Raw genomic sequence first — 22,021 nt, forward strand, 5'->3', positions numbered from 1 at the left:
AAGCTTTGCCGCCGGCGCGGCGTAGCCTGCTATCTTCCGCCTACCAACCCTATTCCCACCCATGCTAGGACTAATGATGCCCACGCCCCTGCGCATAGCGGGGCTTATCGAGCACGCCGCCAAGTGGCACGCCGATACCGAAATCGTGTCGCGCCTGCCCGAGGGCGGCCTGCACCGCTACACTTACGCCGCCGCCCACGAGCGCGCCAAGCAGCTGGCCAACGCCCTAGACCGCCTAGGCGTGCAGCCCGGCGACTGCATCGGCACGCTAGCCTGGAACACGCACCGTCACTTCGAGCTCTACTACGGTATCTCGGGGCTGGGCGCGGTGTGTCACACCATCAATCCGCGCTTGTTCATCGAGCAGCTGATTTACATCATCAACCACGCCGAGGACCGGCTGCTGTTCTTCGACCTCACCTTTCTGCCCCTGGTCGAAAAGCTGGCCCCGCACTGCCCTAAGGTCGAAAAGTGGGTGCTGATGGCCGGGCCCGAGCACCTGCCCGCCGAGTCGGCGCTGCCCGGCCTGGATAGCTACGAAGCGTTGCTGGCCGCCGAAACGGCCGACTACGAGTGGCCGGTATTTGACGAGAACACGGCCTCGTCGCTGTGCTACACCTCGGGCACCACCGACGAGCCCAAGGGCGTGCTTTACTCGCACCGCTCCACGCTGCTGCACAGCTACGCCGCCTCGCTGCCCGACTGCTTCAGCTGCGGCGCCCGCGACGTGATTTTGCCCGTCGTGCCCATGTTCCACGTCAATGCCTGGGGCATCCCGTACCTGGCGCCGCTCAATGGCTGCAAGCTCGTGCTGCCCGGCCCCGCGCTGGACGCCGCCAGCCTGTACGAGCTGTTTGAGAACGAGAAAGTTACCTTCTCGGCGGGCGTGCCAACTATCTGGTTTGGGCTACTCCAGTTTATGCGCCAGGGCCCGCGCAAATTCAGCACGCTGCGCAAGATGATAGTAGGCGGCGCCTCGTGCCCACCGGCCTTGCTGCAAGCGTTTGATGAGGAGCTGGGTATCGAGATTCGGCACGCCTGGGGTATGAGTGAAACCTCGCCCCTAGGTACCGTGAGCACGCTCAAAGCCAAGCACCTGGGGCTGCCCGAAGAGGCGCAGTTCTTCTTGAAAATCAAGCAGGGCCGCGTCATTTTCGGCATCGATATGGAGATTGTGGACGAGACCGGCCAGCCGCTGCCGCACGATGGCGTGGCCTTCGGCGACCTGCTGGTGCGCGGGCCGTTCATTGCCAGCGACTACTTCGGCACCACCGAACTGGGCCAACTCACGGCTGGCGGCTGGTTCAAGACCGGCGATGTGGCCACCATTGACCCCGACGGCTTCATGAACATCACCGACCGCTCTAAGGACGTGATAAAGTCGGGCGGCGAGTGGATTTCCAGCATCGACCTCGAAAACCTGGCTATCGCCCACCCCGCCGTGGCCGAGGCCGCCGTCATTGGCGTGCCCCACCCCAAATGGAGCGAACGCCCGCTGCTGGTGGTAGTCCGCAAGCCCGACCACGACGTAACCGCCGCCGAGCTACTAGCCTTCCTCGATGGCAAAATAGCCCCTTGGTGGAAGCCCGACGCCGTGGAGTTTGTGGCGCGGCTGCCCCACACCGCCACCGGCAAGCTGCTCAAGACGCAGCTGCGCAAAGACTTCGCGGGGTACGAGCTGAATACCTAGGAATTGCTCTGCAACGATAGCCTCAGGGTAGACCCCAACAAAAAAGCCACCTTTGCGGGTGGCTTTTTTGTTGAGCGAGGTGGGCTAACTTACTGCCCGCCGCCCTGCAAATAAGGACCTAGGACATCATACGCTTTCTTGGCGCGGGCCTGGTCGCCGACCTGGGCCGCAGCCTGGTACACGCTCTGGAGCGTGAGTAGGTAGCCGCGCTGGGCGTCGTCGAACATGGCACCGTCGTGGGTTTGGTAGTAGCTCAGTATCTGAATGCTGCGGGTAGTGAGCTTGTCCAGAATGGCGTTGGCCTGGTCTTTTTCGCCCACGGCGTAGAGCACCGGCACCAGTTGCGGCGTGTAGTAGTCGAAGGGGATGGCCGCGTCGGGCATCACGGCGAGGCACTTCTCGGCTACTTCCTTGGCCTTTGCTTTGTCGCCGGCGGCGAGGTAGGCCGCGGCCAGGCGGGCAAATTTATCGCGGTAGTTGGCCGGGAAGCGCAGGTTGTTCTCGTCGTAGAAAATGTTGGCGTCGTTGAGGCCGCGGTAGCTGAAGGTCTTCATCAGCTCCTCGTAGCAGATGGGTTTCTCCACGTAGCCCTCGTCGCCGCGGGGGTTGTAGTTGGGGTCCTTCAGCGGCAGCAGGCGGTAGGCCATGCCTTCGAGCTGGAAGTAGGGCTGCAGGTTCATGTAGTCCGACGGGGCCACCGTGGAGCTGAAGTAGATGGGCCGCTTCCAGTTGTTGGTGGCAATCATGTCCAGAATCACCAGGTTCTTCTTCTCGATGGCGCGCTTGCCCATGCTCCAGTCGAGGCGGTCGACGAGCTGGTGCTGGCGGTCTTTCGGAATGATACCCAGGGCCTTCACCGCCATCGTATCGACGGGCATGTAGAACTGGCTGGTCGGGAAGGTCGTGACCTGCTGGCCCTCGCCGTAGCTCTGGCGCAGCAGCGGGCTGTTCTGGCTCACCAGACCAATGAACTCTTTCAGGTTCAGCTCCTTAACGGCCTCGTTGGGGTTGTAGTACAGAATGTCGTTGTTGCCCTGCGCGTAGCTAGCATCGCCCATCGTGATGGGCAGCGGCATCGACTTGTACGCGGGGCGCTTCATCTGCTGAATGTACCAGTCGGTGTTCAGGTACGAGAGCACGGCCACGCGCACGTCGGTGCGCACGCCTTCCACTTCCTGGGCGTACCAGAGCGGGAAAGTGTCGTTGTCGCCGTTGGTGAACAGGATGGCGTTCGGCGCGCAGCTGTTGAGCAGGTTCTTAGCCGAATCGACCGAGTTGTAGCGGCCCGAGCGGTCGTGGTCGTCCCAACCCTGGGCGGCCAAAATGCCCGGCGCAATGACGCCCAATAGCACCGCCACGGTGGCCCGCACGCCATCGGCTTTCACCACCGCGCGCAGCATTTCGGCAATGCCTAGCACCCCGAGGCCAATCCAGATGGCAAACGCGAACGTGGCCCCCGTGAAAGTGTAGTCGCGCTCGCGCGGCTCCAGCGGCGGCTGGTTGAGGTAGATGATGATGGCCAGGCCCGTGAACAGGAACAGCAAACCTACAATCAGCGCATCGTGCCCCCGGCGATACACCTGGAAGAACAAGCCAATAAGCCCCAGGATGAGTGGAATGGCGAAGAAATTGTTGTGCGCGAAGCTCTGGCCAATGCGCGGCGGCAGGCTGTTAGCGCCGGCGCTGAAGGGCGTAACCACACCCGCCTGCTGAATATCGGAGTCGCGCCCGATGTAGTTCCAGCCGAAATAACGCCAGAACATGTGGCCCATCTGGTACTTGAACAGGAAGCCGAGGTTCTGGCCCATCGTGGGCTTCTGGCCTTCCACCAGGTCAGGTATCCACTTCTTATACTCTTGAATGTGAGCCGGCTCGTAGCTGTAGATACGCGGCAGCAGCATCTTGTCGGCGTCGGCGTAGCCGGGCTCCTGGGCGCGGGGCAGCACCTCTTCGTACTTGCTGCCTTTGCGGGCGTAGCGCGGGGCGCCTTCCTCGTAGTGGTCGGGCTGGGCGTTGAACTGCGGGCCGTAGAGCAGGGGCCGCGAGCCGTACTGCTCGCGCTTGAGATAGCTCACGAAGCTCAGCACATCCTCGGGGTTGTTCTCGTTGATGGTGGGGTGAAACGACGAGCGGATGGGCACGATGAGGTAACTCGAATACCCAATCAGGATGAACACGAAGCACAGCATGGCCGTGTTCAAGAGCTGGCTGCGACGGCTGTACGACAACTTGAAGCCCCCGTAAATAAGCCCCACAAACAGCACTAGGAAGATAATCAGCCCCGAGTTGAAGGGCAATCCGAAGCCATTAATAAAGAACACCTCGAACCCGCCGGCCAGCGTAGGCAGGCCCGGAATGATGCCTACCAGCACTGAACCCACGATAACCAGGCTCACCACCAGCGTAATAATACCGCCTAGGGTAGTGGGGTTGGCCGTGCGGCGGTAGTAGTACATGAAGGCCAGGGCCGGCAGGGCCAGCAAATTCAGCAAGTGCACGCCAATGCTGAGGCCGATAACGTAGGCAATGAGGATGAGCCACTTATCGGAATCCGCCTCGTCGGCGTACTCTTCCCACTTCAGCATTATCCAAACCACGGCGGCGGTGCACAGCGCCGACATGGCGTACACTTCGCCCTCCACGGCGTTGAACCAGAACGAGTCGGAGAACGCGAAGCTGAGCGCACCCACCACGCCGGCACCCAGGATAAGTATCGTTTGGCCGCTGGTCGGCTCGGGCGTTTCCACGTCGAGCTCCTTGCTGGCCAGCAGCAGCTTGCGCCCCAGGCGGGTGATAATCCAGAACAAGAACAGCACCGTGAACGCACTGCTCAGGCCCGAGAGGGCATTGACGAGCACGGCCACTTTGGTCACGTCGCCGAAGCTGAGCAGCGACATCAGACGACCCAAAATCAGGAAGGTAGGCGCGCCCGGCGGGTGCGGCACCAGCAGCTTGTAGGAGCAGGCGATGAACTCGCCGCAGTCCCAGAACGAGGCCGTGGGCTCCAGGGTGAGGAGGTAGGTGACGGCCGCAATGGCGAAAACCAGCCAGCCAACCAGGTTATTCAGTTTTTGAAAAGAACGCATACAACGCAAAAGCGGCCGAAGCCGGAGTGGGCGACCCTAGGGGCAGAGCGCAAGTAATTCGGGAAAACAACTAACTGCCCGCTAGGCAACAATCCCCCAAAAGTAGGCATGAAGCCCCGAGGGGTTGCGCGGTGCGCACCGCCGAGCACAAAAAAGCAGTTCCCGGCCGAGAACTGCTTTCTGTTAATAATAAGTTGCCAGGCGGCTCGCCCGTTAGTCAGCCTGCAAAGTCAGGCGCTTCGTGCTCACAATTTTATCGTTCACCAGCAGCGAGTAGAAGTACAAGCCAGCGGGCAAGCCGCTTAGGTCTACCGCCAGCGCTTCGGAAGCCTGCTCGGGGCGGAAGGACAGCAAACGTACCTCGCGGCCCAGCACGTTGGCCAGCCGAAACTTGTAGCCCTGGCCCGTGAGGCCGGCGGCCTGCACCGTGAGCTGCCCGCGGCTGGGGTTCGGAAATACGGTGAGGGTAGGGGTCGCAACCTGAGCGGCGCGGTAGCTGACCAGCTTAGGCTGGCTGGCCGTGCGCGGGTTGGCCCAGCTCGTGGCCCCAGTCAGCAAGGTGAGGAGTATTAAAACAGTAGTAGAGAAGCGCATAGTCAGAGCGGTAAGGCGAGCCTGGAAGGGATGGTTCAGCTGCGTTGCCGAATACCTGCCACGAAAGTAGCTATGACAAGCACCGTGCCGTACTATATAGTCGACCAAATTAGGACGATACTCGACCTAGCCCTGCTTAATCTGTGCGAATGTAGTGGCTCGCCGCTTAGGTCACTTCCCCTAAATATCTAATTTCCTGCACGCCGAAGCGCCGCACCTCGCCGCCCAGGCGCACGGCGAGATGGCCATCATCTTCGACGCCCACAATTTCGCCCGTGGTGGGCCGGCCATCCACCAAAAACTGGTGCGGCTGCTGATAGCGGTAAAGGGCCGCTAGGTAGTCGCGCCGCAGCTCGCCCACGCGCCCGGCCCGCAGCTGGAGGTAGCGGGCTTCGAGGCATTCGAGCAGGCGAGCGGCCGCCGTGGCCAGGTCGTACTGGCGGCCCGTGAGCAGGCTCAGCGACGTGGCGGTGGGCACGGCAAAGGCCTGCTGGTTTACGTTTAGGCCAATTCCGACGACGCTGTACTGAATCTTTGACCCGCTCAGGGTGTTCTCAATCAGAATACCACCTAGCTTCTGATTGCCGGCGTACAAGTCGTTGGGCCACTTCACGCGCAAGCTGTTTTCGCCACTGGCCCCTAGCCAGCGGCGGGCCCAGTCGAGCGCCGCCAGGGCCACGGCTTGACTCAGCAAAAATTGCTCGGTGGCCACCAGAAAAGTGGGCTGCCACACCACCGAAAGCGTCAGGTTTTCGTGGGCGGCGGCCTCCCATTGGTTGCCGCGCTGGCCACGGCCGGCGGTTTGGTGACCGGTAATGACGGTGCAGCCTTCACTGGCTCGGTTTTCGCGCTGCAATTGCTGCGCCACCGAGTTAGTGGAGGGACAGGCCGGCAACCAAATCAGCTGCTGGCCCGTGAATAAGGTGTCGGGGCTGATGACCAACGGAGTTAGCAGTCGTACTTTAGCAAGGTAAACAATTAGATTTCTCTATGAAGAGCACGTTAGTCCGGCAGGATTCGGACACATTGGCAGAAGTAGTCGTTCGCGGCATGCAAGAAAGAAAGGGCACTGACATTGTGGTGCTCAATCTAAAAGAATTGAAGAACGCTGTAGCCGACTATTTTGTCATTTGCTCAGCAAATTCTGATACTCAGCTCGACGCCTTGGCGCGCTCAGTAGAAGAAGAAGTGGAAAAACTTACGGGCCAGAACCCCTGGCAGACCGAAGGACGCACCAATCGCGAGTGGGTGTTGTTGGATTACGTAGATGTCGTAGTGCACGTTTTCCTACGTGACCGTCGTCAGTTCTACGCGCTCGAAGAGCTGTGGGGCGACGCCGAAATTACGCATATCGAAGAACCGGCCGAGGCTTCCCGTTAAAGTATTAGGGGGAGTGTTGGCGTCTAGTGAAGGAGGCCACGGTAGTTGCGCAGCAACAAAGACTGTGGCCCACAGTTTTACCCCCGATTCATATTCTCTAGTTAACCATCTTTTATGTCTGATACCACGCCTAATAAGCGCCGTAAACCTACGGTGCCCAATCCCTCGCCCCGGCCGGGCGTGCAGATGTGGGTGCTAGGGGGGCTCTTGTTCCTGCTGCTCGGAATGTTCTATTTCAGCGGCTACAATTCGGCTATTAAAACCAACCAGCAAAAATTTGAACAAATGCTGCTGGCGGGTGATGTCGAAAAGATTACCCTCTACAACGACAAGGTAGTCGAGTTCGGCCTCACGCCTACCGCTCTGCGCAAGCCCGAGTACCTCAACGAGCTAACCGCCCGGCGCGGTCCTTTCGTAGTGGGCCGCGACGTGCAGTTTGCCTTCCCCATCGTGGATGCTAAGCTGTTCAAGGAAGACCTTGATAAGCTGCAAGCTAACGTGGACCCGGCCAAGCGCCAGGGCTTCGATATACAGAACCGCGTAAGCCTACTAGATATCATCACCGGCCCTGGCATGATTATCCTGCTCATGGTGGGCTTCTGGGTGCTGATGCGCCGTGTCGGTAGCGCGGGCGGCCCCGGCGGCCAGATTTTCAACATCGGTAAGAGCCGCGCCGCGCTCTTCGAAGGTGGTGATAAAGTGCAGATTACGTTCAAGGACGTGGCTGGCCTGGAAGAAGCTAAAGAGGAAGTGCAGGAGATTGTGGAGTTCTTGAAGAACCCCAGCAAATTCACTATCCTAGGTGGTAAAATCCCGAAGGGCGCGCTGCTGGTCGGCCCTCCCGGCACTGGAAAAACTTTGCTAGCCAAAGCCGTAGCTGGCGAAGCCGACGTGCCGTTCTTCTCGCTGTCGGGCTCTGACTTCGTGGAAATGTTCGTCGGCGTGGGTGCCGCCCGCGTGCGTGACCTTTTCAAGCAAGCCAAGGCCAAGGCGCCTTGCATCATCTTTATTGATGAAATTGACGCCGTGGGTCGTTCGCGCAGCAAGGGCTCGATGCCCGGCGGCAACGACGAGCGCGAAAACACACTGAACTCGCTGCTGGTGGAAATGGACGGCTTCGGTACCGACTCCGGGGTTATTATCCTGGCCGCTACCAACCGCCCCGATACCCTGGACTCCGCTCTGTTGCGTCCCGGTCGCTTCGACCGTCAGATTAGCATCGACAAGCCTGATATCAACGGCCGCACCCATATTTTTCAGGTGCATCTCAAGCCCCTGACGCTAGGCCCCGACGTGGACGCTCGTAAGCTATCGGCCCAAACCCCTGGTTTTGCCGGTGCCGAAATCGCCAACGTTTGCAACGAGGCCGCGCTTATCGCCGCTCGCCGCGATAAGAAATTTATCACCAACCAAGACTTCACCGACGCCATCGACCGCGTGATTGGTGGCTTGGAGAAGAAAAATAAAATCATCTCGCCTGGCGAGAAGCGCATCGTAGCTTACCACGAGGCGGGCCACGCCATCACGGGTTGGTTCTTAGAGCACTGCGACCCATTGGTGAAGGTGAGCATCGTACCGCGCGGCGTAGCTGCCCTAGGCTACGCCCAGTACCTGCCTAAAGAGCAGTTTCTCTACAACACGGAGCAGCTCATCGACGAGATGTGCATGGCCCTAGGTGGCCGCGCTGCTGAAGACATTGTATTTGGTAAAATCTCGACCGGCGCACTGAGCGATTTGGAGCGCATTACCAAGATGGCTTACAGCATCGTGACGATGTACGGCATGAATCCTAAGCTGGGCAATGTGTCGTTCTACGACTCGAAAGGCCAGAACGAGTACGGTTTCTCGAAGCCTTACTCGGAAGCCACTTCGCAGATGATAGACGAAGAAGTTCGCACCATCATCGAAAACGCCTACATCCGGACCAAGGAGCTGCTCACCGAGCGCCGCCACGAACTGGAAGTAATTGCGAAGGAGCTACTGGAAAAAGAAGTGCTGCTGCAAGACGACCTAGAGCGCTTGGTGGGCAAACGCCCTTACGGTGGCCAAACCAACTACCAGGCCCACATGGCCGGCACCGACCGCTCAGAAACCGCCAGCGAAGTGAAGAGTGAGAACCCCGGCGCCAAAATCGCCAGCGACTTGCCCGAACTGCACCTGCCCGGCATGCCCGAGTCGGAGACTGTGTAGAGACCAAGTTTAAAGTATAGAAAAGGCCAGCCGGAAACGGCTGGCCTTTTTGCGTTTAGAATGTCGAGCTAGCTATACTCCTACCCCTACCTTTGCCTCATGTCTTCCCGCGATAGTATGCTGGCCCGCATCCGCACGGCCCTGGCCACTGGGCCGGCGCCCCAGCCTCCCCAGCCCGATTGGGCTGCTCCTGTGCACCCGCCCTTGCCCGACGCCGAACTGGCCGTGACGTTCGCCGCGAACTTTCGGCGCATCGGCGGCGAGTTTTTTTACTGCGAAACCAAGGCGCAGCTAGGTACCGAGCTGCGCGCCTGGCTCGCCGAGCGCCTGCCCGAAGGCCAGCAATTCTACGTGTGGGAGCCGGCCCTGCAAGCGCTGCTCGCCGAAGCCGGCGTCCCGTTTGAAAGCACCGAAATTGAGTTTAAGGCCCAGGCGGCCGCCGGGCTTACGTCGTGCGAGGCGCTGGTGGCGCGCACGGGCAGCATCGTGGTGGCGCCCGCCACGGCCAGCGGCCGGCGGCTCAGCATCTACCCCGACCAGCACCTTGTGCTGGCCCGGCCCAGCCAGGTGGTGGCCGAAATCGGTGACGCGCTGCGGGTGGCGCAGGGCCGCTACGGCGCCCAACTGCCCTCCATGCTCTCGCTCACCACCGGCCCCAGCCGCACGGCCGACATCGAAAAAACGCTTGTGCTAGGTGCCCACGGCCCGCGCCGGCTCACCTTGTTTTTGCTTGAAGATGACACCTAAGGTTTTGCCCGAGCTGCCGCCGCTGGCCTTGCCAGCCGGCAAGCGGGTCTATTTTGCTTCCGATTTCCACCTAGGCGTGCCCGATGCGGCCACCTCACGCGAGCGCGAGCGCCGCATTGTGCGCTGGCTCGACGAGGCTGCTAAAGACGCGGCGGCCATCTACCTGGTCGGCGATATTTTTGATTTCTGGTTTGAGTACAAGCACGCCATTCCGCGTGGCTTCAGCCGCTTGCAGGGCAAGCTGGCCGAGCTCACCGATGGCGGCCTGCCCATCACGCTCTTCACCGGCAATCACGATATGTGGATGTTTGGCTACTTTACCCAGGAAATGGGCATCCCCGTACAGCGCGACCCCGTGACGCAGCGCATGGGCGACAAGCTCTTTTACATCGGCCACGGCGATGGCCTCGGGCCCGGCGACTTTGCCTATAAGCGCCTGCTGAAACCGGTTTTCAACTCCCGTTTTACGCAGTGGCTGTTTGCGCGCCTGCACCCTAACCTAGGCATCGGCCTAGCCAGCAAGTGGAGCCAGCGCTCGCGCCTCCAAAACGGGGCGGCCGACGAAAAGTACTTCGGCGAAGACGAATGGCTGCTCGTGTACTGCCGCGAGATAGAAAAGCGCCGGCACCACGACTATTACGTATTCGGCCATCGGCACCTGCCGCTCGACGTGGCCGTGGGCCCCGGCAGCCAGTACATTAACCTGGGCGAATGGGTCAATTATTGTTCCTACGGCGTGTATGATGGTACCACTATGGCGTTGCGCGAATACAAGTGAGTTAGGAGTTAGGAGTTATGAGTTAAGAGTTAAAAAAGGCCCGGCCCTACTCTGGCTCTTGCTAACTCTTAACTCTCAACTCTTAACTTTTAACTCAGTAGCCCAAGCCACCGTGCCCAGCGCCGCCTCGGTGGCGCCCGCCGCTGGCGTAGCGCCGGTTGAAGCTGCGCCCGGACCTAAAACTCTTAACCCCAATACCCCTGCTTCGGCTTCTGGTGCCTGGACGCTGGTTAAGAGCCTAGTGCTGCCTGGCGCCAGCGCGGCATCCGTAGACCGCCGCGGCGCGCTTTACCTGGCCGATAAGGATAATAACCTGCGCCAACTCACCACCGCGGGGCAGCCGCTGAATACCTACTCGCCGGCCCAGCCCGGCCACGTGGCGGTCCTCGAAGCCTGGAACCAGAACAGCGTATTGGTTTTTTACGACGACCGCCAGCAGGTGCTGCTGCTCGACCGCTTCCTGGCACCGCTGAGCGAAATTCGGCTAGCCGACTATGTGGAGGGTACCGTGCGCACGGCCACCCTGGCGCCTGACGGCCTGCTGTGGCTGCTCGATGAAAGCAACCTGGTGCTGCGCGAGTTCGACCCGCAGGCGCTGCGCCTGGTCCAGAATACGCCCCTAGACTTAATTATTGGCCGCAGCCGGCCCGACTTTCGCTTTCTGCGCCAGTACCAGAACAACATCTACCTGGTAGACCGCACCAGCGGCGTTTTCGTGTTTGACAACCTAGGGAATTACCGCAAGAAGCTGCCCTTCCCGGGCCTGGACTTTGTGACGTTTCGGGGTGATGAGCTGGCTTATCTCAGCGGGGGGCAGCTGCATTTTTTTCACCTCTACAACCTCACCGAGCGCACCCAGCCGCTGCCCGCCGACCTCGATGCAACCACCGTGCGCCAGGTGCTGCTCAGCGACCAGTACGCCTATTTTGTTACGGCCAAAGGCGTGCAGATTTATCAGCTCTGAGGGCGGGCCGCATCCTTTGAAATTGAGCGGCCTAGGTAGCCGTAGTGGCTCAGGTTGGGACGAGAGAAAAACTGAGCAATATGCTGGCTGTAACGTAGTTGCAGCCCGTGGTAAAGATGCGGATAGGCGCAACCAGCCGCTAGCGGCGCCGTTAGTTCAGGCACGTTAGCCACACCCTAACCAGCCCTCCCGCATGAAAGCATTAGTGTTCCACGGCCCCCGCAACGTCAGCGTCGACACCGTCGACGACCCCACATTGAAAGACTCGCGCGATGCCATCATCCGCGTCACCAGCACGGCCATTTGCGGCTCCGACCTACATATCTACAACGGCTCGCTGCCCACCTCGCCCATGGTGCTCGGGCACGAGTTTATGGGCATTGTGGAGGAAGTAGGCAAGGGCGTGGGTAACCTCAAGCGCGGCGACCGCGTGGTGGTGCCCTTTCCCGTGGCTTGCGGCCACTGCTTCATGTGCAACCACGAACTGCCCGGCCACTGCGAAAACTCGAACCCCGACCACTACGGCCCCGAAGGCGGCCTGCTGACCCAGAAGGGCGGCGCCCTTTTCGGCTACACCGACCTCTATGGCGGCTACGACGGCGGCCAGGCCGAGTACGTGCGCGTGCCCTACGCCGACTACGGCCCCCGCAAAGTGCCCGATTTCCTCACCGATGAGCAGGTGCTGTTCCTTACCGACATCTTCCCGACCGGCTACTCCGGCATCGACTGGGCCGAGGTGAAGGGCGGCGAGTTTATTGCCATTTTCGGCGCCGGCCCGGTGGGCATTATGGCCGCCAAGAGCGCCTGGTTGCGCGGCGCGGCCCGCGTAGTTATCGTCGATACCCAGCAATACCGCCTCGATAAAGCCAAGGAAACGACCCGCTGCGAAACTATCCTCTGGGAAAGCCACGACCAAGTGGTACAAATAATTCGTGATATGAGCGAGGGCCGCGGCGCCGACGTATGCGTTGATTGCGTGGGCTTCGAGCCCGACCGCAACCTGCTCGACCGCGCCAAGGCCGTCATCAACCTCGAAAAAGGCTCGCCCAAAATCATCGAAACCTGCATGAGCGCCGTGCGCCGCGGCGGTGTGGTGTCGGTGCTGGGCGTGTATGCCACCACCAACGACAACTTCCCGGTCGGCCAGTTCTTCGATAAAGGCATCAAGCTGGTGGGTGGCCAAGCGCCGGCCCACAAGCACATCGACAAGCTGTTGCAGCACATTATTAAGGGCGAAGTGGTGCTCGATGACATCATCTCGCACCGCCTGCCGCTCTCGCAGGCCGCTCATGGCTACGACATTTTCCGCCACAAAAAGGACAACTGCCTGAAAGTGGTGCTCAAGCCCGGCGAATAAAGCTGAGCGCTAAGTTGCCAGGTTAAGCAAAGCCGCCCGCCCGTATTACACGGGCGGGCGGCTTTTTTTTAAAATAAAACTGCTGAGTCCCTAGGCGATTACTCTTATCTGGCTGGCCGAACCAAGAGATAACATAGGCGCGCAAAGGCCGCGCCGGCTGAGATTTGGTCGCTGCCCGTTGGGCTTGGCGGCCCGCCCGCCCGTTGCCGAGTAGCTTGCCGCCCGAAACCTACCCTAGGCCCCAAGCCGCTTACCAACAAGCTTCATGCACACCCGTTTTGAGGCGGTGGCCCGCCGCCCTTTGTACGCCGCGCTGGCGGCCCTGCTGGCGCTGGCGGGGCTGGGCAGCTGCACGGTGGGCCGGATCACGCAGCTCGACCCCGCTTACTACCAGGTAGTTCAAACCAACGACTCACTGCTGACCCAAGCCGTGGCCGAGGTGCCGCGCCACCGCTTCTACCTCGAGCAGCCCGCCCCCGATACGCTGCTGCTTTACCGCCCGGCGGCCGTGCCCGCCCCGCCCCTGCGCTACGGCCTACGCCCCCGCCACCGCGTAGTGCTGCTGCACCGCGAGTTTGACTTTGATATTTTTACCCTGCCCTTCAAGGTGCGCCCTAGCCGCGAGGGCGTGCCCATCGCGCTCAACACCACCTTCAACGCGGCGCTCTACCTAGGCCGGCGGCTCGATTTTTACCACCTCACCCGCCACCGCACCCCATCGGGCCGCGCCGACCCGCTCATTCGCACGGTGGGCCTGGGCTACGGCCTCTTTACCGGGCTGGGCTCCTCGCTCATCTCCGCCGACCTCACCCGCGGCCAGGCCGCGCTCGACTACGAAGGCGTCGTTATTCACAGCGGGGCCGCCGTCATCTACGACGCCCGCGTGTTCAACGTAGGCATGGCCGTGGGCATCGACCAGCTCCTCGGTCCCGATGCCGACTACTGGATTTACCAGCGTAAGCTGTGGGTCGGGCTGCTGTTTGGCCTGAACCTAAACTAGGTTGCCAAGGCGCGCTTTCTTGTTTGCTAAGCCACTGGTAGGTGCGGAATAAGCCAGAAGCTTGGTATCTATGAGCCACTAGATAGCAGCGCCTTAGGGCGCTGCACCGGGGCCGGGGCAGCCTGTACTGGCCCGGCCCCGGTGCCAGATTCCAGCCGTTCTGTTTAGGTAGTAATGGAAGCCACTACCTGCGTATGCGCGGCGGTTAGTGGCCACCGCATCACCTACCGCAGCGAGTGAAAGGCACCTAGCTCGGCCCACGGCGAGCGGGCCGGCCGCGCGGTAAAGCCGGTTTGGCCCCAAACCTTTCCGCTTCCCGAAACGGTTATCTTTGTTAGCTTCCCACTTCCGTGCGGCCTGATATCTGGCTGCCTCATTATATATATTCTTAGCCTTATGGCTTGTGCTTCTTGTTCATCCGGCGGCGGCTGCTCTACCAGCAAGGTAGGCGGCTGCGGCTCCAAGGGTGGCTGCTCGTCGGGCGGCTGCACCCGGCTCAATGTCTTCGACTGGCTTGCCGATGTCGATATGCCCTCCGATTTTCGGGGCTTTGATTGCGTAGAAATCCGCTTTAAAGGCGGGCGGAAAGAGTTTTTCCGCAACGATAAAAACCTGCCGCTCGTCACCGGCGACGCCGTGGTGGTGGAGGCCACCGGCTCGGGCTGGCACCTAGGGCACGTGTCGCTCAAGGGCGAGCTCGTGCGCCTGCAAATGCGTAAAAAGAAGGTGCCCACCGACTCGCGCGACATCAAGCCCATCCTGCGCGTGGCCACCCCCGACGATGAGGAGCGCTGGCAGGCCGTGCGCGACCTCGAAAACGGTACCATGTTCCGGGCCCGCGCCGTGGTCGATGAGCTGCGCCTCAAAATGAAGCTCTCCGACGTGGAGTACCAGGCCGACCGCACCCGGGCGCTCTTCTACTACTCGGCCGAGGACCGGGTCGATTTTCGGGAGCTCATCCGGCGGCTGGCCGACGAGTTCCGGGTGCGCGTCGAGATGCGCCAAATCTCGCTGCGCCAGGAGGCCGGCCGCATCGGCGGCATCGGGGTGTGCGGGCGCGAGCTGTGCTGCTCTACCTGGCTTACCGACTTCAAGGCCGTGAGCACCACCGCCGCCCGCTACCAAAACCTGAGCCTCAACCCCCAGAAGCTGGCCGGCCAGTGCGGCCGCCTCAAGTGCTGCCTCAACTACGAGCTCGACGCCTACCTCGACGCTCTCAAGGACATTCCGCAGGTGCAGCGCCCCTTGCAAGTAGCTACGGGCGAGGCCTTTTTGCAGAAGACCGACATCTTCCGCAAGCGCATGTGGTTTGCCTTCAAAGGTGATAACAACTGGGTGATGCTCTCCACGGAGCGCGTGCGCGAAGTGCTGGAGCTGAATAAAAAAGGCGAAAAACCCGATACGCTGGCCCCGCCCCGCGTGCAGGAAGAAGTGGCGCCCGCCGTCTCTACCCTCATGGAAGGCGACCTAGACCGCCTCGACGACCAGATAAAAGGCGGTAGCAAGCGCGGCAAGCGCAAGCGCAAAGACCGCCCCGAGGCCCGCGAAGCAACCGCCAGCCCCGCCGCCCCCGCTACCACCGAAGCCCGTGAGCCGCGCGACACCCGTGAGCCCCGCCGCCGCGACCGCCCCGACCGGCCGGAGCGCCCCGAAGGCAGCCGCCCGCCCCGCGCCGAGGCTCAACCCAGCCCAGCCCCGAGCGCCGAGGTAGCGCCGGCTACGCCCGCCAGTCCGCCGTCCGACGAGAATGCGGAGCAGCGCGGCCGGCGCGGCGCAGCTGCCCGCCCGCTCAATCGGCGCGGGGGCCGCAACCGTGCCGGCGCGGGGGAAAGCCCCACTACCCAGCCCGACGCCCCGCGGCCCGAGCAGGAGCGCTCCCGGCGCCCCGAACAGGCCAACCGGCCGCCCAAAGGGCCAGCGCCCACCGACGGCAGCAGTGCTCCCCAGGCGCCGCGCCCGCCCCGCGAGGGCGATGCCGGCCGCAATGCCGGCCGGGGCCGGGGCCGCCGGGGTGGTAGCGGCCGCCACGGCGGGGGCCCAAACCCCGCTGGCCCGCCCACCGGCAGCAACTAACGACCGGTTTTTGTGAATCGACAAGCTCTTCATTTTCTTATGCCCACGCTGCTCACTCGGCTGGTGGCCTGGCCCTGGCCGGCGCTGCTGGTGCTGGCCGCCCTCACTACTCTCAGCGCCTGCGACCCCAACCGGGTGTACGAAGAAAACACTGACCTCAAGTCGCCCACCGGCGACCCCTACGTGTGGGACGTGCAGCAGCGCCCGAGCTTTACCTTTCCTATTGCCGATACGACCAGCCGCTACGACGTGTATTTCAACGTGCGCAATGCCTCGGCCTACGGCTTCTATAACCTGTATCTCAAGCACACGCTCACCGGCCCCGATGGCCGCGTGGTAGGCCAGCCGCTGCTGCACGAAATGATATTGCTTGACCCCAAAACCGGCGAGCCACGGGGCGCCGGCGCGGGCGACATCTTCGACCACCAGTTCCTGGCCTTGCGCGGTGTGCACTTTGCCCGCCTCGGTAGCTACAAAGTGACCCTAGAGCAGTACATGCGCCAAAACCAGTTGCCCGGCATCATGTCGGTAGGCGTGCGGGTGGTGAAAGCCGCCGCTGGCAAGAAGTAAATCCAAGACCTAGGTCTACAAAAAGAGGGCGGAAGCCGTGCTAATGCAGCACGGCCCCCGCCCTCTTTTTGCTGGAAGCTTATTACTTCAAGTCCCGAAACGCTACGTTGAGGCCCTCCGCCCAAACGGGGTGCGCGATGACCATGTCGGCCAGCTCCTGGTAACGCAGGCCGCCGGCCATGGCTACTTGCACGATGGTCATAATCTCGCCCGCTTCGGGCCCTAGGATGGCTGCGCCGATGATGCGGTCGTCGGGCCCCACCAGCATTTTCCAGAAGCCCCGGTCGTCGCCGGTTTGCTGGGCGCGGCTGATTTTTTTCACCGGCGTGATGCTTACGCGGTAGTCTATGCCTTGGTCCTTGGCCTGCGTCTCGCTCAGGCCAATGCGCCCGAGGGCGGGGTCCGTGAACACGCAGTAGGGCAGGGGGCGCTGCTTGGCCGAGCGGCGCGGGCCGTCTGCTAGCAGGTTATCGCGCACCACTCGAAAGTCGTCGTAGCTTAGGTGCGTAAACTGCGGGCCGCCGTGCACGTCGCCCAAGGCGTAGATGTGCTTCACGTTGGTTTGCAGCTGCGTATTGACCTCGATATAGCCCTGCTCGTCGGTCTTGACGCCAGATAGATCCAGCCCTAGGTCCTCGGTGTTGGGCTTGCGGCCGGTGGCCACCAGCAGGTGGGTACCGTGCAGGCGGCGCTCGCCCTGCGGAGTGCCGGTGGCGAGGGTAAACCGCCCCTCCGCGTTCTGCGATACGTGGTGCACTTCCGCGCCCATCACAAACTCGATGCCGTCGTCGGTCAGGGCCGCTTGCAGCGCCTCGCAGATATCGTCGTCTTCGCGCTCTAGCACTTGGTGGCCGTGCTCTACGATGGTGACTTTGCTGCCGAAGCGCCGGAACATCTGCCCAAACTCCAGCCCGATGTAGCCGCCGCCCAAAATGAGCAGGTGCTCGGGTACCTCTTCTATCTCCAGCAGTTCGGTAGTGGTCAAGAACTTCGTATCAGCCAGGCCCGGCACCGGCGGCACGGCGGCGTGCGTGCCCGTATTCACAAACACTTGCTTAGCGGTAATCTCGCTGCTGCGCTCCTTGGTTTCTTGCACGCGCACCTGGTGCGGCCCCGTGAAGGCCGCGCGGCCGCGCAGCACCGTAATGTTTTCGTGCTCGGGCGCCAGCGACTCGGTGAGGCCGCGGCGCGACTTGGCGAGCAGCTTTTCCTTGCGGGCCACCACGGCCGGCATGTCTATTTCTACCTCGCCGCGCACGTACACGCCGAGGCTGGCGGCGGTGTTCACCTGGTGGGCGCGCGTGGCCGAGGCCAACAGGGTTTTGGTGGGCACGCAGCCGTAATTGAGGCACGAGCCGCCCATTTGGGCCGCTTCTACTAAAATAACTTTTTGGCCAGCTTCGGCCAAGGCTTTGGCCAGGGGGTTGCCGGCCTGGCCGGAGCCGATGATAAGCGCATCGCAGGAGTAATCAGACATAAAAAGGCAAACTGAGGCCACGGGACAGGCGGCAATTCCTATACGCGAAACAGCGGCCCACGACCGGTAATCTAATGAGTTGTGGCTGTGCAACGCTTGGCCCGAGGCTTGGCTCTCAGCAGGAAAGCTAGGGTAATAGCGCGGCCCCGGCGTTCTTTACGCTTCTTATTCCTATTCTTGTATACGTATGGTTTATCGCTACGCAAAAGGCTGGTTAAGTGCCTTGTTACTAGCTCTCAGCGGCTGCTCGGTGTACGTGCCCATGCAAGGCGCGGCCCCCGACATCCGGGCCAAGGGCGAGCTGGAGGTAAGCGGCGGCTGGTCGCTCACCAACCGCCTAGATTTTGGAGCTACCTACTCGCCCCTGCCGCACCTGCTGGTGCGTGCCGCCGCCAGCTTCAAGGGGAGTGCGCCCGCGCACCCAGACAGCGCCAACTATCTGCAAAACAAGCAGTATGAGCTGGCCGCGGGCACCTATTGGCCGCTGGGCGAGCGCTGGTTGGTGGGTGGGCTGGCGGGCTTTGGGCGGGCGCACGCCCGCGCCCGGTACCAGGAAGATGGCTTTGCGCTGCTCAGCAGTGCGGTGCAGCACCAGTTCGATGCCCACTACAACCGGTATTTTAGCGAAACCTACCTCACTTGCAAAGTGGGTGCCCTGGCTACCCTAGGGCTGTCGTACCGGCTGGTGCAGCTGCGCCTTACCGAGGCCACGGACCAGAGCGTGGCCGTGCAGGCATCCCCCATCTGGCGGCACGAGCCCATGGTTTTTTTTCGCGTGCGGCCCAGCGAAGACAGCCCGGTGCAGTTTCAGGCGGCGGTGGGGGCTTCGCGCAGCGCGCACTACGACGAGCAAACGGCCGGCGACCGCTACGACCCCGCCCGGCAGTTCAGGACCACCCGCAGCTACGTGTCGGTGGGAGTGGCGCTCTACCCGCACCTGCTGCGGCAAAGGAGGTAGGCGCTAAAGTCAGATTTCAGGAATGAAAAAAGGCAGCTGGCCGCTTGGCAAAGCCCAAAATACCAGGTTACTGGCCGCTGAAGGAAGTCGAAAAGCTGACAAGATGCACTTGTAGTGGTGGTAGTGGATAATGGTAATTTGTGTCGCTACGCTAATCCTCAGCGGCTTCGAACTCTCGCTATGAAAAAAACGCGCTACTCATTGTGGCTATTACCACTAACTATTTTACTGGCAAGTAGTTGCACGGTATACGTGCCCACGATTCCGAGCACGCCGCTCATCGAGGCTGGGCAAGTGGAGGTGAGCGCGGGCATGCGCAGCCTCAACTCGTTTGAGGCCGGGGCGGCGTGGGCGCCGGTGCCGCACCTGCTGCTGACGGCCGAGGCCGCCGTGCAGCCCAACGCAGAAACCCGGACCGTTAATAACGTGAGCACTACCTACCACGATTCGCACCGGCAGGTGGGCTTCGGGGTGGGTGCCTACCGGGCCGCGAGTGCCCGCCTGCCGCTCTACCTGGCAGCGGTGGGTGGCGTGGGCTTTGCCAGCATGGACCTGCACAGCCTCGACGTGGGCGTGCTGTTTATCTTGCCGGTGCCGGTGCCGGTGCCGGGCGCCTATTATCAAGCCACTTACCGGCGATACTACGGCCAGCTGTACGCTGCCTACCCCACCGAGAGTATAACAACCGGCCTTTCCGTGCGAGGCACTTTCGTAGACTATACCCGGCTGCTGGCAGATGGCCAGCCATTTGCACCAGCTACCCGTTTTTTTCTGGAGCCGACGTTTTTTGTGCGCACCCGGCCCTGGGTGCTCCAATGGCAGTTTATGGTCGGCATCTCGACCCCAGTCGGCCGCCGGGCCGACGACCAACGCACCCAACGCACGGCCCCGGTATCGGTGCTGATAGGGGCGGGCCTCGTGTTTCGGCCAGACTTGTTGAGGCATCGGCCCAAATAGCTTGTCCCCTAAGTCACCTAGGGCTTGGGTTTCGACTCAAAAAACGTACGCAGCGACCGCTTAAACAGGCCGCTGCTGGTGGCCAGGTACACGGTGTCGCCCCAGGTTTGAAGGTCGTTGATAGCCGTCTGGTTTAGTCCGTCGTCTTTGAGCTGGCGCAAGTGCCACTTTTGCTTGGCTAGATTCAGGTTGAGAGTGTAGAGGCGGCCGCCGCCATAGAGGTGCGTCATCACAACCAGGCTATCGCCCACCAGGTGAACGGTGGTGGAGCGCAGGTCGGGGCCACCGGCCGTGACTTGCCAATTGTCGCCGTTGTCGGTAGATGTAGCGAGTTTGCTGTTGCCCAGCCCGGCCCACAGCGCGCCTTGCCACTTAAAGAAAGCATAGGCCTCCGAATTAGCCGGCAGAACCTGGCGAAAGCTGCCGGCCTCGGTCACTTTAAACAGACCTTCGCTGCCGCAGTCCACCAAAAAATAATCGTCAATAGCCGTAAGCAACCGTGGTTTATAGCCGTTATAGCCCTGAACAATAGGCAGCTCGATGATTTTTGACTGGGCTGTGTAAATCGGAAAATTAATACCGAAAGTAGTAGTAATGTGCGCCAGGACCAGCCGGTTTTTGAAGTCATACCGGCCGCTTTCGTAAGGGAAAAGCAGGTAATTATTCTTGCTGAGGGCTGCGAAGGAGATGAATGAAGCCGTATTTGGCTCTACGTACAAGGCCTTCGGGTCGATTTTCTTGAGCCTGATGAGTCCACCCGCCCCGCTAGTTACGGGCTGGGTGTTAGCCGTAAGATATACCAGCGTGTCGCGGTACGTCGCCAGAAACTCGGGCCCAATTAAGTAGCGCGTAGTCAGGTTGCCACTGCCCCAGGACAGGTATTGCGTGTACCGCAGGGGGCCAGCGGCCGGGCCCTGCAACGCCGCAAAGCCGCCCGGCTGCTGAAAGTACAGCCCGGTTGGCCCCTTGCCCGCCCCGAGCAGAATGCCGAAGCTGTCCGTGAATCCTTTATCGGGCATCCAACTGTACTGCCGGTCCTGCACCACGATTTTCTCGATTTCCTTCTTGCAGGCGCTCAGCAGCACCACGGCCCCTAGGAGGTTATAAAGTAATAATTTACGCATAAACGAACCGGAATAAGAACGAAGCAAATAGGAATGGGTACTAAAGTAAAAAGCCCCGGCGCAAACCGGGGCTTTTTCTATAAAACGAAATGCGGAGCTTACTTGCTGCCCAGCACGCGCAGCATGGTTTCGCCAATCTCGGCGGGCGAATCCACCACGTGGATGCCGCACTCGCGCATGATGGCCATTTTGGCGGCGGCCGTGTCGTCGGCACCGCCTACGATGGCACCGGCGTGGCCCATGCGGCGGCCGGGAGGCGCCGTTTGGCCCGCGATGAAGCCCACGACGGGCTTCTTGTTGCCGGTTTCCTTAATCCAGCGGGCGGCTTCGGCTTCCATGCCGCCCCCGATTTCGCCAATCATCACGATGCCTTCGGTTTCGGGGTCGTTCATCAACAGTTCGACCGCCTGCTTGGTAGTGGTACCGATGATGGGGTCGCCGCCGATGCCGATGGCCGTGGTCTGGCCCAGGCCGGCTTTAGTGAGCTGGTCAACCGCCTCGTAGGTGAGTGTGCCCGACTTGGACACGATGCCCACGCGGCCTTTGGTGAAGATAAAGCCGGGCATGATGCCCACTTTGCACTCGCCGGCCGTGATAACGCCGGGGCAGTTCGGGCCCACCATCGTGATGCCGGTGCGGTCCTTGAGGTAGTGCTTTACGGCAATCATGTCCTTGGTCGGGATGCCTTCCGTGATGGTCACGATAACCTTGATGCCCGCTTGCGCAGCCTCTAAAATCGCGTCGGCGGCGAAGGCCGGGGGCACGAAGATGATGCTGGTATCGGCCTGGGTAGCGGCCACGGCGTCGGCCACGGTGTTGAACACGGGCCGGCCGAGGTGCTCGGAGCCGCCCTTGCCGGGCGTCACGCCACCCACGACCTGGGTGCCGTAATCCATCATTTGCTGCGCGTGGAACGAGCCTTCGGAGCCGGTGAAGCCCTGCACGATGACCTTGGAATCTTTATTGACGAGAACGCTCATGGGCGGCTGACTTGTTGGGAGGAATGAATTGAGGCAAAAGTAGGGCCGGAGCGGGCATTCTGCACCGCCCACTTTTTGCCGCCGTGCGCACCTAGG

Annotated in this window: 18 protein-coding genes; 12 read left to right on the top strand and 6 right to left on the bottom strand. The window is 61.5% G+C overall.

The features are described 5' to 3' along the window. Nucleotides 1–61 precede the first annotated feature (61 nt). On the top strand, nucleotides 62–1,690 hold the full coding sequence (locus tag ACFSDX_RS04285; RefSeq protein ID WP_382311944.1) for a 3-(methylthio)propionyl-CoA ligase: 1,629 nt from the start codon (nucleotides 62–64) through the stop codon (nucleotides 1,688–1,690). An 89-nt stretch (nucleotides 1,691–1,779) separates the two neighbouring features. On the opposite strand, the gene ACFSDX_RS04290 is transcribed toward ACFSDX_RS04285, so the two are convergent. The 3 genes from ACFSDX_RS04290 to ACFSDX_RS04300 form a co-directional block, all read right to left on the bottom strand. Further along, the gene (locus ACFSDX_RS04290; RefSeq protein ID WP_382311945.1) at nucleotides 1,780–4,776 is read right to left on the bottom strand and encodes a glycosyltransferase family 117 protein; all 2,997 of its coding nucleotides are present in this window, start codon (nucleotides 4,774–4,776) and stop codon (nucleotides 1,780–1,782) included. 213 nt (nucleotides 4,777–4,989) lie between these two features. Then, nucleotides 4,990–5,370, bottom strand: coding sequence for a T9SS type A sorting domain-containing protein (locus ACFSDX_RS04295; protein ID WP_382311946.1), 381 nt, complete (start codon nucleotides 5,368–5,370; stop codon nucleotides 4,990–4,992). A 166-nt stretch (nucleotides 5,371–5,536) separates the two neighbouring features. Next, nucleotides 5,537–6,313 carry a biotin--[acetyl-CoA-carboxylase] ligase gene (locus ACFSDX_RS04300; protein WP_382311947.1) on the bottom strand — a complete coding sequence of 259 codons (777 nt, stop codon included), beginning with the start codon at nucleotides 6,311–6,313 and terminating at the stop codon, nucleotides 5,537–5,539. A gap of 47 nt (nucleotides 6,314–6,360) precedes the next feature. On the opposite strand from ACFSDX_RS04300, the gene rsfS reads away from it, so the two are divergent. The 9 genes from rsfS to ACFSDX_RS04345 all read left to right on the top strand — a co-directional run bounded on the left by rsfS (nucleotide 6,361) and on the right by ACFSDX_RS04345 (nucleotide 16,429). Next, on the top strand, nucleotides 6,361–6,750 hold the full coding sequence (gene rsfS / locus ACFSDX_RS04305) for a ribosome silencing factor (protein WP_382311948.1): 390 nt from the start codon (nucleotides 6,361–6,363) through the stop codon (nucleotides 6,748–6,750). Between the two features lie 114 nt (nucleotides 6,751–6,864). Then, nucleotides 6,865–8,940 carry an ATP-dependent zinc metalloprotease FtsH gene (ftsH, locus tag ACFSDX_RS04310; RefSeq protein ID WP_382311949.1) on the top strand — a complete coding sequence of 692 codons (2,076 nt, stop codon included), beginning with the start codon at nucleotides 6,865–6,867 and terminating at the stop codon, nucleotides 8,938–8,940. A 99-nt stretch (nucleotides 8,941–9,039) separates the two neighbouring features. Continuing rightward, nucleotides 9,040–9,687 (top strand): LutC/YkgG family protein, encoded by a 648-nt coding sequence (locus ACFSDX_RS04315; protein WP_382311950.1) that lies wholly within the window; start codon nucleotides 9,040–9,042, stop codon nucleotides 9,685–9,687. Then, a complete protein-coding gene (locus ACFSDX_RS04320; RefSeq protein ID WP_382311951.1) occupies nucleotides 9,677–10,465 on the top strand; it encodes a UDP-2,3-diacylglucosamine diphosphatase in 789 nt (262 codons plus the stop codon). The genes ACFSDX_RS04315 and ACFSDX_RS04320 overlap by 11 nt, the downstream gene beginning before the upstream one ends. A 58-nt stretch (nucleotides 10,466–10,523) precedes the next feature. Then, on the top strand, nucleotides 10,524–11,429 hold the full coding sequence (locus tag ACFSDX_RS04325) for a hypothetical protein (protein ID WP_382311952.1): 906 nt from the start codon (nucleotides 10,524–10,526) through the stop codon (nucleotides 11,427–11,429). Nucleotides 11,430–11,622: 193 nt separating this feature from the next. Next, a complete protein-coding gene (locus ACFSDX_RS04330; protein WP_382311953.1) occupies nucleotides 11,623–12,786 on the top strand; it encodes a zinc-dependent alcohol dehydrogenase in 1,164 nt (387 codons plus the stop codon). 265 nt (nucleotides 12,787–13,051) lie between these two features. Next, on the top strand, nucleotides 13,052–13,786 hold the full coding sequence (locus ACFSDX_RS04335; protein ID WP_382311954.1) for a hypothetical protein: 735 nt from the start codon (nucleotides 13,052–13,054) through the stop codon (nucleotides 13,784–13,786). 396 nt (nucleotides 13,787–14,182) lie between these two features. Next, on the top strand, nucleotides 14,183–15,859 hold the full coding sequence (locus ACFSDX_RS04340; RefSeq protein WP_382311955.1) for a PSP1 domain-containing protein: 1,677 nt from the start codon (nucleotides 14,183–14,185) through the stop codon (nucleotides 15,857–15,859). Between the two features lie 39 nt (nucleotides 15,860–15,898). Then, nucleotides 15,899–16,429 carry a gliding motility lipoprotein GldH gene (locus tag ACFSDX_RS04345; protein ID WP_382311956.1) on the top strand — a complete coding sequence of 177 codons (531 nt, stop codon included), beginning with the start codon at nucleotides 15,899–15,901 and terminating at the stop codon, nucleotides 16,427–16,429. Nucleotides 16,430–16,511: 82 nt separating this feature from the next. Here the strand turns inward: ACFSDX_RS04345 and ACFSDX_RS04350 are convergent, their stop codons facing one another. Beyond that, nucleotides 16,512–17,906 (bottom strand): mercuric reductase, encoded by a 1,395-nt coding sequence (locus ACFSDX_RS04350; RefSeq protein WP_382311957.1) that lies wholly within the window; start codon nucleotides 17,904–17,906, stop codon nucleotides 16,512–16,514. Nucleotides 17,907–18,129: 223 nt separating this feature from the next. On the opposite strand from ACFSDX_RS04350, the gene ACFSDX_RS04355 reads away from it, so the two are divergent. Both ACFSDX_RS04355 and ACFSDX_RS04360 read left to right on the top strand, forming a co-directional pair. Continuing rightward, nucleotides 18,130–18,864 carry a hypothetical protein gene (locus ACFSDX_RS04355; protein WP_382311958.1) on the top strand — a complete coding sequence of 245 codons (735 nt, stop codon included), beginning with the start codon at nucleotides 18,130–18,132 and terminating at the stop codon, nucleotides 18,862–18,864. A gap of 252 nt (nucleotides 18,865–19,116) precedes the next feature. Continuing rightward, the gene (locus tag ACFSDX_RS04360; RefSeq protein ID WP_382311959.1) at nucleotides 19,117–19,821 is read left to right on the top strand and encodes a hypothetical protein; all 705 of its coding nucleotides are present in this window, start codon (nucleotides 19,117–19,119) and stop codon (nucleotides 19,819–19,821) included. A 17-nt stretch (nucleotides 19,822–19,838) separates the two neighbouring features. On the opposite strand, the gene ACFSDX_RS04365 is transcribed toward ACFSDX_RS04360, so the two are convergent. Continuing rightward, nucleotides 19,839–20,945: a hypothetical protein gene (locus ACFSDX_RS04365; protein WP_382311960.1), complete on the bottom strand. Its 1,107-nt coding sequence runs from the start codon at nucleotides 20,943–20,945 to the stop codon at nucleotides 19,839–19,841. A 98-nt stretch (nucleotides 20,946–21,043) separates the two neighbouring features. Next, nucleotides 21,044–21,925, bottom strand: a complete 882-nt coding sequence (gene sucD, locus ACFSDX_RS04370; RefSeq protein ID WP_382311961.1) for a succinate--CoA ligase subunit alpha — start codon at nucleotides 21,923–21,925, stop codon at nucleotides 21,044–21,046. Nucleotides 21,926–22,021: the final 96 nt, after the last annotated feature.

This window comes from Hymenobacter bucti (genome assembly GCF_042681145.1).
Lineage (GTDB): Bacteria > Bacteroidota > Bacteroidia > Cytophagales > Hymenobacteraceae > Hymenobacter > Hymenobacter bucti.